Annotated in this window: 5 protein-coding genes; all 5 read right to left on the bottom strand. The window is 51.2% G+C overall.

Annotated features, from left to right (window positions below; genetic code table 11):
• Positions 1-317: 317 nt before the first annotated feature.
• The gene (locus tag FGT79_RS28150) at positions 318-5,987 is read right to left on the bottom strand and encodes an S-layer homology domain-containing protein (RefSeq protein ID WP_138756167.1); all 5,670 of its coding nucleotides are present in this window, start codon (positions 5,985-5,987) and stop codon (positions 318-320) included.
• 126 nt (positions 5,988-6,113) lie between these two features.
• Positions 6,114-7,247 carry a response regulator gene (locus tag FGT79_RS28145; RefSeq protein WP_138756166.1) on the bottom strand — a complete coding sequence of 378 codons (1,134 nt, stop codon included), beginning with the start codon at positions 7,245-7,247 and terminating at the stop codon, positions 6,114-6,116.
• Positions 7,244-10,363, bottom strand: coding sequence for a hybrid sensor histidine kinase/response regulator (locus FGT79_RS28140; protein WP_171056493.1), 3,120 nt, complete (start codon positions 10,361-10,363; stop codon positions 7,244-7,246). The genes FGT79_RS28145 and FGT79_RS28140 overlap by 4 nt, the downstream gene beginning before the upstream one ends.
• A gap of 921 nt (positions 10,364-11,284) precedes the next feature.
• Positions 11,285-11,689 carry a hypothetical protein gene (locus FGT79_RS28135; protein WP_138756164.1) on the bottom strand — a complete coding sequence of 135 codons (405 nt, stop codon included), beginning with the start codon at positions 11,687-11,689 and terminating at the stop codon, positions 11,285-11,287.
• A 694-nt stretch (positions 11,690-12,383) separates the two neighbouring features.
• Positions 12,384-13,080 (bottom strand): S-layer homology domain-containing protein (locus FGT79_RS28130; protein ID WP_138756163.1); only part of this gene is annotated, 697 nt, incomplete at its 5' end.

Here is a 13,080-nt window from a genome sequence, read left to right as displayed (position 1 = left end):
ATGGCTTTTTACATATAGGTATATGTGGCTCTACCACATTGTTTTTTCACAAACAAAACTGCCGATTCCACATGGGATGAGTGCTGACGGCAGAATAAACTAAGATGTGGCCGTGTTGACCTTGAAGTCGTCGGTCTGCATCGTTCTAACCAGTAGATATACCCTTCCCTTACATATACGCTCCATACCAATTAATAGCGAGAAAAAAGCCTCTCTGGTGTTACCAGAGAGGCTTTAGTATCTTGTTGCTGATGAATTTATCAATATTAGTGTCGTGAGAAAACTAAAATATGCCCCTCTTCTTTGCTCTTTAGGCTTTAGATGAGATCCGACTGCTTGAGCAGTCTTTGGATCAGCGTCGCCACTTCGGCGCGGGTGACATTGGCTTTGGCTTCGAGCTTGCCGCCGCTACGGCCATTAATCAGCCCTGCCTTGGCGGCTAACACGATGCTGTCTGTTGCCCACGTGCCCATATCGCCGCTGTCGGCAAACTTGCCAAGCACCACATCCTTATCGGGAGCGCCCGTTGCCTTGGCAAGACCCGTCAGCTTCATCGTCTTGGCGACGACAACCATTGCCTGCTCTCGCGTGATCTTGGTGTTCGGCTGAAAGGTGCCATCCTCAAAGCCCGAGATCAGGCCGTAATCTAAGGCTGTCTGAATGGCGCTTGCATACCAAGCATCCGTCGCGACGTCGCTGAAGCTCTGCGATCCCTCGCTCAGCCTCAGTCCCAATGCTCGCACGATCATCGCCACGAACTCGGCGCGGGTGATGTCCGCGTTCGGATTGAACGTTGTCTCGTTCACGCCATGGATGACGAGACGCGACCCCATGTCGTTCACTGCTTCCTTGGCCCAATGCTTCTCTACATCGGCAAAGGCGATTGGATGCCAAACGACCGTGTACGTGCTGTTAGTCAAACTATTGATTATCGCATAATATTTTCCTTCAACCAGAATGATTTTGGTCGGTACATGCCGTACCGATCCGTCCGGTTCAACGACAACGCCCGTTGTAATTCGGTTCGGGTCGATGCCATCAGGTAAAGCGACCATTCGTTCGACATAGACGTTATATGTCTTGATTTCGATCGTCTTCCCGCCATAGGTACCTGTGACCGTGAAGTCAACCGCGGGCACGACAATAGAGAACTCGCCCTTAGACGCCGCGCTCTCGACTACCTTGGCCATTGCGTCCGGTGTTTGCGCAACTGTGATTTTCAACTGAATATCCTCCAGCTTCACGTTGCTGCCGAGCTTACCCGCTATTTCGTCAATGTTGATTTCTAGAGCCGGCAACGTATAGGTTCCTCTGTTCGTCTGCAAAACGAGCGTGGTCGAGAGATTCTCCATATTTTTAACCATTTGGCCGTTTAGTTCGCCGACAATGACGTTCGACGCCGACTTAACCGGAATGGTGACGACGGCATTCATGCCCTCCGCATCCAGCTTCGACTGAAGTTTGGCCGGATCAACGACAATCGTCGTCGTCTTAACGCCGCCCGATTCCGTTGTTGTTGCTTTGCCCGCATTTTCAACCTTGCCATTAACCAGCACGTCGACCGACTCTTCGTTCGGACCGGTCGATACTCCGTTAGAAGGCTGCGTAACCGGCTGCTCGGCGATAACATGCGCTGCTGTTTGACCGAACTTCACGACTTTGCCTTGCGCGTCTACCTCGGCTACGCCGATCTTGTCACCGTTCGCTGCCGGGATTAAGCGATCGCTTGGTAAGGCCAGGTAACCGCTAAGCGTGTCGCCGACATTCGGTACATCTACGATGCCGCTGCCGAAGTTAAAGTAGACCAGCCGGTGCTCACCGTCGGCGGCAGGCGTTACATTAATTCGGGTTTTGCCATCGTTTGCCGCGCTGCTAGGATCTATAGCAGTCACCGTCAAGCCTCCAGCCGAAACGGAAGCATTCGTCGTGAAAATCAGCGTAGTTGACGGCCCCGCCGGAACAGAGCCGCTGGCAGCCACCCGCACCTGAACCGTATGCTCGCCGCTCAGTTGCGGCATGTTGGTTCCGTCATATCGGACGTAAGCCCCACCGTCAACTGAGAATTCCATTGTAGTGTCCAGACCGATCATCACATTGCTCGCATCTTCGGCACTCACATTCGGCGCCGCTGGAATGGTTGCATCCGAGTCATGGATAGTTGCCTGAGCGGGGATAGAGGCAAATGCCGATTCTGTTGCGGCTACTCGTACATAATAGACGCTAGGGGCTAGCCCAACAACCGACGTCCCCGTTATATTCGTCCATGTTTCCATATTCCCTATTTTAAACTCCATCGTGTGATTTACGTTCAGAATAGAACCGTCATTAGCTCCGTTATAGGTGATATCCGTAACCGTTATATCAACCGGAGCTGCCGGGCGGGACGGCAGGCTCAGCATCTGCGCCGTGCTGTCGGCCGTCGTCGTGCCGTTACCCTTCTTCACCACGTTCACGTTTGTGCCCAGCCAGCTGCCGTCAATCACCACTTTGCCGCTGCCATTCGCTGTCACCGCTGTTCCGTTGATCGTGTAAGTGCCGTTTGGCTCCAACCCCGTCAGCTGTTCCGCAGCATAGTCAATCACCACTTCTGGTGTCGGTTCCAAAGATGCTCCATACGCCGTGATTGTGACTGTCTGCGCTTCAGATGCGAAGGCCGAAGACGTTGCTTTAAAGCGCACGTAATACGTATCCGGCGCCAGCTCCGTAACGTTCGTATCGGTTACGCTTGTCCAACTGCCAGCCGCCCCTTTCCTGAACTCTACCGCCGACGTCACATTCGTCAACGTTCCGTTGCTGCCATTGATGGATGTCTCGTCCGTCTTTCCTGCGGTCGGCATAGCTGGGCGGGACGGCAAGCTGATTGTCTGCGCCGTGCTGTCGGTCGTCGTCGTGCCGTTGCCCTTTTTCACCACGTTCACCGCTACGCCCAGCCAGCTGCCGTCGATTGCCACTTTGCCGTTGCCATCCGTCGTCACCGACGTACCGTTAATCATGTAGACACTGTTCGGCGCAAGTCCCGTCAGCTGCTCCGCCGTGTAGGCGATCACCGCCACCGGTGTCGTCTCAGGCGACCCGATGAATGCCGCAATTGTCACCGTCTGCGACACAGATGCGAAGGCCGAAGACGTTGCTTTCACGCGCACGTAATACGTATCCGGCGCCAGCTCCGTAACGTTCGTACCGGTTACGCTTGTCCAACTGCCAGCCGTCCCCTTCCTGTACTCTACCGCCGATGTCACGTTCGTCAACGTTCCGTTATTGCCATTGATGGATGTCTCGTCCGTCTTTCCTGCGGTCGGTATAGCCGGACGGGACGGCAAGCTGATTGTCTGCGCCGTGCTGTCGGTCGTCGTCGTGCCGTTGCCCTTCTTCACCACGTTCACCGCTGCGCCCAGCCAGCTGCCGTCGATTGCCACTTTGCCGTTGCTGTCCGCCGTCACCGCCGTACCGTTAATCGTGTAGGTGCCGTTCGGCGCAAGTCCCGTCAGCTGTTCCGCCGTGTAGTCGATCCCCGCCCCCGGTGTCGTCTCAGGCGACCCGATGAACGCCGCAATCGTTACCGTCTGCGCAACAGATGCGAAGGCCGAAGACGTCGCTTTGACGCGCACGTAATACGTATCCGGCGCGAGCTCCGTAACGCTCGTACCGGTTACGCTTGTCCAGCTGCCAGCCGTCCCTTTCTTGTACGCCATCGCCGACGTCACGTTCGTCAGCGTTCCGTTGCTGCCATTAATGGATGTCTCGTCCGTCTTTCCTGCGGTCGGCATAGCCGGGCGGGACGGCAAGCTGATTGTCTGCGCCGTGCTGTCGGTCGTCGTCGTGCCGTTGCCCTTCTTCACCACGTTCACCGCTACGCCCAGCCAGCTGCCGTCGATCGCCACTTTGCCGCTTCCGTCCGCCGTGACCGCCGTACCGTTAATGGTGTAGGTGCCGTTCGGCGCAAGTCCCGTCAGCTGTTCCGCTGTGTAGTCGATCACAGCCTCCGGTGTCGTCTCAGGCAATGCCGCTGCGGTAACCGTAATCGTTGCCGTCCCTTTTTTGCTACCATCCACCGTTGACGTTGCCGTGATCGTATAATCGCTTAGCGCAGCATCGGCCGCGACCGTCACATTTCCCGTGCCGTCCACCGCCACCTTGGCGTCGCTGCTCGTCCACTTAACCGTCGTCATCACGCCGTTAATCGCATCTACCGCAGCCGTAAGTTGCTTGCTGCCTCCTTGCGCCACGTTTGCGCTAGTCGGACTGACGCTTACGCTGTTAATGGCCGGCGGTACGATACCCGATTGCACGATTGCTCCGAATCCGCCCCCTGCGAGGTACGTGCTGTATCCATAGGCAACACTATAGAAATCATTTGTATTACCGCTTGCCCGACTCCTCCAGCTCGCTCCGTTGCCGGAGGTCACAATCGTTCCAGTTGCACCTACCGCCACATACATGCCGTTTCCGTAGGTGGCGCCATTGAGGTGATTCGCAATGCCGCTCGTTCGACTCGTCCAGCTAATCCCGTCATTAGAGGTCACAATCGTTCCGCTGTTCCCTACTGCCACATACATGTCGTTTCCGTAGGTGACGCCATTGAGGATATTCCCGGTTCCGCTCGCTCTGCTGGTCCAACTCACTCCATTGCTGGAAGTCACAATCGTTCCGCTATTTCCCACCGCTACATACATGCCGTTTCCGTAGGTAACACCTTTTAAATTATTGGCAGTGCTGCTCGGCTGGCTCGTCCAGTTCACTCCGTCGCCGGAGGTTATAACAATTCCTCCCGCACCTACCGCAACGAATGTGTCGTTTCCGTAAGTAACGCCAGTTAGTTGATTCGTGGTGCCGCTCGTTCGGACCGTCCAGTTCACTCCATTGCTTGAAGATACAATCGTGCCATTTATCCCCACCGCCACGTACAATTCATTCCCGTAAGCGACGCCATATAGATGATTCGTCGTTCCGCTTGCTCGGTTCGTCCAACTCACGCCGTCGCTTGAGGTTATAATCGTTCCGCCTGCACCAAGCGCCAAATACATGCCGTTAAAGTAAGAGACTCCAAGTACAGTAGTTAGCGTGCCGATCATTCGATCCGTCCAGCTTATTCCGTCTGGAGAAGTTAAAATAATCGTTTCCCCTACTACTACATACGTGCCGTTTCCATTGGTAACGCCAGTTAGAGTGATGGTTGTACCACTGCTTCGGCTTGTCCAGCTCGCCCCGCTGCTGGAGGTTAGTATCGCTCCATTGCTCCCTACAGCCGCAAAATTGCCGTTATCGAAGCTGATGCCATTTGCAGCAAGAGAATTGGTTGATCCGTTTAACCAGTTTACTCCATTGGTGGAGGTTAGAGTCCTTCCGTTTTGACCCAACGCCACAAACAGACCATTTCCGAATGCGATGTCAGAAAGTACAAGCGCATACCCGCTGGTTGAGTTCGTCCAGCTGGTTCCGTTGCTCGAGGTAACAATGGTTCCATTGTTTCCGACCGCTACATACATACTGTTTCCGTAGTCGACGCCCATTAAATTATTCGAAGTGCCGCTCGTTTGGCTCGTCCAGTTCACTCCGTTGCTCGAGGTCAGAACCCTTCCGCCTGCACCCACTGCCACAAAGCTGTTTCCGTAGGCTATGCTAGTTATAATACTCGTAAGGGTGCTCGTTCGGCTCGTCCAGCTAGCTCCATCGCTAGAGGTTAGAATCGTTCCGCCTGCACCTACTGTCACAAACATACCGTTTGCGTAGATAACATCATATAGAAGATTCGTAGTACCGCTCGCTCTGCCCGTCCAGCTAGCTCCGTCGCTCGAGGTTAGAATCGTTCCTTTGCTCCCTACCGCCACATAGGTACCGTTTCCGAAAGTAACTTCGGTTAGCGTATTCCCCGTAGGCAACGGACTCCGAATATTCCACTCGTCAAGAGACTCTGCATATGCATACTGAGGAATATTGGCCACGATTAATAAAAATACAATAATTAGCGATATCCAACGTTTGATCATTATTTTCTGCCACCGCCTTCAAGCTGATTAACTTCACGGTGACATTATAACGGAAGCGATGTTGCAAAATTGTTGCAAAACAAAAAGAACCCGCTTCGAAATGCAGGTTCCTTCGTTCGATAGGATTCAATTCGTGAAGGCGCGAAGCAACGCGGTAAGCGTGTCGCCCGGAACGGCTCCCAGTTCGGTATGAATCAACTCGGCGTATGCTTCATAGTAGGCGGCCACACGCTTGGAGCCGCCAATGCGATGCTGCAGCTTCAGAGCCGATTCCCGCAGCAATTCGTCGTAAGGGTCTTGTTCGATCAACTGATCGGCCAACCGCATGGCCTTGAGCGGCTCCACCTCGGATCGCTCGTAATACAAGAGCAGCCTCTTCCCCAGATGCAGGAAATACTGACGATACTGCTTGCGGTAAGGCTCGCACCAGGCGCCGTCGAACTCCTGCAGGAACGGTCGGCTGCAGCGGAGAACGAGCTGATCGACATAGGCCAGATTTTCCAAGCTCGGCTCGACGGTGTCCAGCACGAACCGCTCCAATTCCGCCGCGTCCACTGACGGCGCTTCATCGGACAAATCCAGCCTGTAGCCGTTTCTGACGGAAGCCAGTGCCATTCCCGAGCGGCAATCCCGCAACGTCTTGTTGATTCTACTAACCGTGCTTCGAAGGTTGATGCCCGCCTTCTCCTCATTCTGGGTCGGCCAGAGCGCCTCAAACAACTCCCACTTGCTGACCTCCTTGTTCCAAGGCTGAAGCAGCATATACGCGAACAACTCCGCACACTTGGCCGTCACCCAGCGAAGTGGCTCAAGGGTATCATCCATATGCAGCGCGAACTTGCCGAACAGCGCGGCAACGGCCGTCCGTTGTCCGCCGCTGCCGACGGCTCCTCCGCGATGCTGCCGTCTCCTGCCGATGCGTTCCAGCGAACGCTCCAAGTCCTCCTCCATCACCGGCTTTAGCAAATAATCGAGCGCATTCACTCGGAAAGCGTCAATCGCGTATTGATTGTAGGCGGTAATGAACACAACTTCCATGTCGAGCTTGTCCGCATATACCCGCTCCGCGAGTTCCAATCCGCTCAGCTCCGGCATTTCGATATCCAGAAACAGCACATCGGGCTGCAGCGCTTTGGCCATGCCAAGTGCCTCGTGCGGATTCACGCAGCGGCCCAACACCTTCACGCCAGCTTGAACCAACATTCTGTCCACTTGCTCTGCAACGAGCAGTTCGTCATCTACGACAATCGCTGTTATCATCCTGCATCGTCCCCTTCTCCGTCAGATTCGGCCGTTCCCATGATGGAAGGAATCAGGAAGGTGACGGTCGTGCCCTTGTCCTGATCGCTCTCCACCAGCAAGCCTTGCCCGAACTCGTTCATTAGCCGCTTATGTACGTTAATCAGACCTATGCTTCCTTCCAGCCGCTCCGGCTTCACGATTCGATCCAGCTGTTCTTTAGTCATGCCGACCCCATCGTCCAATACAGCTATACGCAAGCCCTTCGGCTCCAGCTTCGCCCGAATGACCACGGTGCCTCCCGACAGTCGCTTCATGATGCCGTGACGAATCGCATTTTCGACCAATGGCTGCAGGATCAACGCCGGAATCAATGTCTCTGTTCGGACATTCACATCCCATTCCACATTCAGACGTGCACCGAAACGGGCCTGCTCCAGCTCGACATAGGATTTGGTGAGAGACAGCTCCCGCTTCAGACTGACCTTAGCATGTCGGGGATCCAGATCGAAGCTGAGCCGCAAATAGTTGCTGAATTCGCCCAGCAGCTTGCCTGCCCGCGCGCCGTCGCTGTAGCATAACGAGATAATGCCGCTCAAGGCGTTGTATATAAAATGCGGCTTGATCTGTGATTGCAGAAACAGCGTCTCCATATGAATGGCCTGCTTGACGGCTTCCTTCAATTGAAGCATCGTCTGCACCCTGGCTAGCAACTCCTTGCCGCTGAACGGCTTTACCAGAAAATCGTTGGCCCCCGCCTCGAGGCCCATCGCGATATCAGCAGGCGAGCTGCGTACCGTTAGCAGCAGAACGGGCAGCTTGTAGAGCGGGTGCTCCTCCCGAATTCGCCTGCACACTTCATACCCCGAAAGCTCGGGCATCATCACATCAAGCAGGACAAGCGACAGATCGCCGCGATGCTGCTGGATAAGCTTGAGCGCGTCGGCTCCGTTATACGCCACGAGAACGTGATAACGACTAGGCGCGAATAACTCCTGCAGTACCTTGATATTGGAGGCATCGTCATCCACCAGCAAAATCTTCACCTTGGGAGATCGCTCCATCCCGTTCGGAGTCGAATCTTCAGCCGTCTGCGAGCTTGCCCCGGACAGCAGCGGCGGTTCTACACCAGCAGCGGCTTCTGCCCAGGCTGCCTCTGGTTCCCTCTGCGATGCCGACGCCTCCGGCAGGCGCAGCGAGAACGCAGAACCTCTTCCCGGCTCCGACCATTCCAATTCCAGATCGCCGCCCATTTGCATTGCAAGAGCCTTCGATATTTTCAGACCTAGACCGGAAGATTGAAACATCGAAACCGCCGGTTCCTCGCCGCCTTCGAACAGATGGGCTTTGAATAGCTCCCGCTGCCGATCCTCGCTCAGCCCGGTGCCAGTGTCCGTGAACGTCAGACTCAGCCAGCCTTCTCGCGACTCCGCGGCCACCGCCACGCTTCCCCGTTCCGTAAATTTCAACGCATTGCCGACCAGATTCACGAGAATTTGCTTCAGACGGTTCTCGTCTGTAAACAAATAGTAGGTCCCCGGAGGCACCTGATTGACCAGCCGCACTTGATCGTTCCTGCGCATAATTGTTAGCGCTTCGAGCGTAGCCTGCAACGTGCCGCTGACGTCGAAATACCGGTTGTGGAACGCCAAGCTCCCTCGCTGCAAGCTCTGAAAATCAATAATATCGTTTACCAGCGTAGACAGACGGTTCGCTTGAGCAATGATGAAGTTCAGATTATCGCGATGCCGATGCGCCATCTCTTCGCCGCTCTGGTCGATGACCACCTGCGCCAGATTAATAATGCCGTGCAGCGGTGTTTTGAACTCGTGGGACGTGTGGATGAGAAACTCGTCTTTTTGGCGATCGTACACAATGAGCTGTTCAGCCAATCGCTCGTTCCGCGCGAACGCATCGCGCATCCTATCCGACATAAGAAACGATTGCGATAGAACGAGAAACAGCGGCGTGACGATCATATAATACGGATTTTCGAGCGCCAGCTGATAGCGCGTTTGGGCATACACCCAGCTAATGATGAGGAAGAATAGACCGAGCAAAATATAGTAAACCTGAACCCCACCATTCCGATAACGAAAAATCCAACGAATCAAGAACGTGAAGGTTATTAATTGCAGGACGATCCCGATCCAAAGAATATCCACCAGGTAGTCGTTCGGCAGAGCAACCAATACGATCAGATAGACGTAAGAGACTCGTCTCAGCCACTTATATTCCGTGCTCCCCTTAAGGTCCAGGTACAGATAGACGTAGAGAGTAAACGAGAAGACGGATACGTAAGGCAGGATAAAGAGCAATTTCTGCAACAATAGAAAGGATATCCCTGGAAATAGGGTCGCCATGACAATTTCGTTGTCGATGCTGAAGAACAACCCTAATGACAAGCAGAACAAGCTGAAAAAGACGAGATACGGCTCCTTCGTCCATTGCTTGAACGTACCTGCAAAATAAATACCGAATACCAGCAGCGCGGTGATGACAATCATATCTGCCAAACGGGCATTATCGCGCCTGGCCATTACATCGTCAGTTAATCCGAATTCCGGCGCTTGTACCAATCCACCTTCCAAGTAGCGGTAGCTAGCTATCTGAAGGATAACGTCAATCGTTTCGGTATCCGCTTTGATCGTGCCAAAAAACGGAAGATTGCTAGGTACGAATTGATCCGCTGACATATCAGGTTTTCCGGTACCACCTAGGTCCGATCCATCCATATAGATGTGACTGGACATGCGAATTTTTTTGCCTCTAAGGCTATAAAAATCAGGATCGCTAACCTCAATTCGCAGACGGTACGTACCCGCGCCATACCCGCTGCCTGAGGAAACGACACCCTTCCACCCTCCGGGAACGCGAACGATACGGCGCTCTGCTTCCAGCGTCTTGCCACTTGTGTGAAAATCTTGCGGAGTCAGCAGTTTGTTCTCGTAAAACTCCCACTCTCCCCGCAGCGGTACAATTCCTTGCTTCGCAAAATCCCATTGTCTGGCGTCCAGCACCCCTCCTCGCGCTTCCGGATACTGAAACGTAGGATTCAGCCATTCATAGATGAATAGCGATGTAACGACGGTAAAGACAACAACCATGCCGATAAGAACTGTCAGTTGCTTGCTCATTGAGTCCGTTTCCCTTTTCCCCCGAATTGTCATTAGATCATTTACCTAAATATACTACACCCTTTGTTGATTTTTCACTTTTTTATTGAATCTAAACATGACAAATTACAATAGGGAATATATGAATTGGTTAACTATTTCGTTGAACTGAAAAACAGTTCCTCTCCAGAACAAAAAAAGGATTCCCAAATAAGAGAATCCAGCTGAATTTTAACTTCTATGTCGTTATGAATCGTGTCTATGTTAACCCTTAGAGTAAGGGATACGAGACATGGAATAAACCATAAATAAAACCCGAGCGCTTAATGCGTTCGGGTCTCTTGCAAGCAAGGTAAATATAGGTACGAACTACTTTCTCATGAGTGACACTACGGCCTCCACATGAACCGTCCAAGGGAACATACAGCCCTAGGATGTGAACTGTTACAATCCGCGGAAACCTTGATTTAACGGGATTTTTGCCAATGAGATTCCGTTCTGGAAAGCTTCAATCAGAGCGTTTCCGTTGATGTTTTACATCAATTTTACATCAACAACAATTTCTGACCTCATCACTGCCAGCGAAGTTTTTAAATAAAATACGTTAATATGGCTTAAATAAAGGGCCATATTACGTATCCAATTAACGAATAAAACCTTTGTTAAGAACAAATGTGAACTTTTGTGAACTTAAAGGGTAATGCACGTGGTCGCTTTACATTAAGAAGTTTTAGCTTTTTCAATTTAATTAGAGGAAATTGCACATTTCCAGGAAGCTCCATTTACAAATCACCCTCAGCCTGATAACAAAGAGGAACTGGCATTAGTTTTCAAACTTTTCTATATCGGTTGTGTTTAAAACATCGCATAGTTCCTTTAACCATAATTATGGGAACTATATTTAAAAGTTATTGCGGAGGACTTATTGCATCGTTGTATAAATCATCGTTGCCAAGATAACGACACAGGTATTTTATCAAGGTAGCAATGTATTTCTTCGTACAAATTGATTGATCGTACAGGATTAGCAGCCCAAACCATCTGCCTGCCAACTTTCTTTTTCTCCCACTCAACATGATAAACCTCAACTTCAGGCAAAATAATGTTGTTCAAGTTTTGGGCAAGGTATCTCGCCCATGGATTTCTATAAAATTTCGCTGACGTACTATCATAAAATTCCTTTGGCATATCATCACGCATACCATTTTTATTCCATAATGTATATTCATCTTTTGACAAAATGCAACTCAAGAGGTAAGTATGTAGAAATACTTCAATATTATTCTTTAATTCATCTACAGTAAAACATCTTAAGTCTTTTTGCGGATAACCAAGTAAGTAACGCAACAATACTTTTCTTGGTACTACGTGATCCTCAGTAATCCCTATTTGTGTTGAAAAGAAATTGTCACTTGAGTTTTGGTCGTGACTAAATGAAAGGCCAGGGTAGTTTGCTTCAAAGTTACATAGGGCTATCTTTGACCATAACGGGTTACCGAGAAAAATACCTTAATATTGGGTCCAGTTCCATGTTATGTTGTGAAGAATGGCGTAACTCCCTTCAAAGCTCAAACGAGGGTTATTTATTGCTTCCTCCACATCATTAACCATTTCAGTATATATAGTTAAGAGATTACTAACCTGTGTGGGGTAAGCAGTGTCCACACATATAATTATCTAATTTCGGGACACCTAACCCAAGTTGAAGTATAAGAATGTAATGCTGTTAAGCATATTGAGACATTAACTTCATCAAAATCGCTCAGGATACTCACATCTTCTGCAAGCGGGGGAGGAATGAGCGTCAGGCGTTAGCCTGAATGCTACTTCGACTGTTCTTATTCTCTCGACTATGCTACAATCGGAGTGGAATAAATAGGAACATATGATCGTGAAAATAGCAGCGAAAATCAAACTCATCCCGTCTGAAAGCCACATGTGGGGGTCATTGACCCGACATTTATCTACCCTATAAAAAAAGAAAGAGTTACCTTGAAGCCATTAGTTCCGCTGGCTTCAGGGTAACCCTCCGTTTGTTAACCTACTTACTCTGTTGCTCCAACATTCTCAATAGAATGATTACTGCTTCTGCTCTGGTCGCTTTTGCATCGGAATTGAATTTATTTGCTCCTGTGCCTTCTATAATGCCAAGCTTCTTCATTGCTGCTACTGCGCCTTTCGCCCATGACGAGATGTCGTTGTCGTCTGCAAAGCCGGTTGCGGCATCAGATTCGACTGCAAGTCGGAGTACCCTACCGATCATTACCGCCACCTCGGCGCGTGTAATCTCGGAATCGGGGTGGAATGAACCGTCCGCATAGCCTGTTATTAGGCCTGCTTGCACCGCTTGCGCCACCGCTGTCTGCGCCCAAACTCCGATCTTCGACGTGTCTGTGAACGTCAATGTCGTTCCTTCTCCTTGCGCCCCCAGTGTATTCATTAACATAACAACAAATTCCGCGCGCGTCACCGTCTGATTTGGCTTAAACGTTCCGTCACGATACCCATTTACGATTCCTTCACTCACTGCTTGCTGGATCATACTCTCTGCCCAATGTCCCGTAGTATCGCTAAAGTTAAGCTTTACTTCGTAGGATTTGCTTACAGCCAACACCGCATATTTTGTAAAGTGATTTACCTCTACTGAAATTTGATTGCCGCTAACCGTGCCCCCGACTTCCACCCATTCCTTCTTCACTTCGTCATAGAAAAATATTGCAGCTCTTTGGTCGTTCTTA

It is taken from the genome of Paenibacillus sinopodophylli (assembly GCF_005930355.1).
In the GTDB taxonomy this organism is placed as follows: Bacteria; Bacillota; Bacilli; order Paenibacillales; family Paenibacillaceae; genus Pristimantibacillus; species Pristimantibacillus sinopodophylli.
Note: the sequence above shows the minus strand (reverse complement) of the source record. Positions and strands in the feature narration are given on the sequence as shown.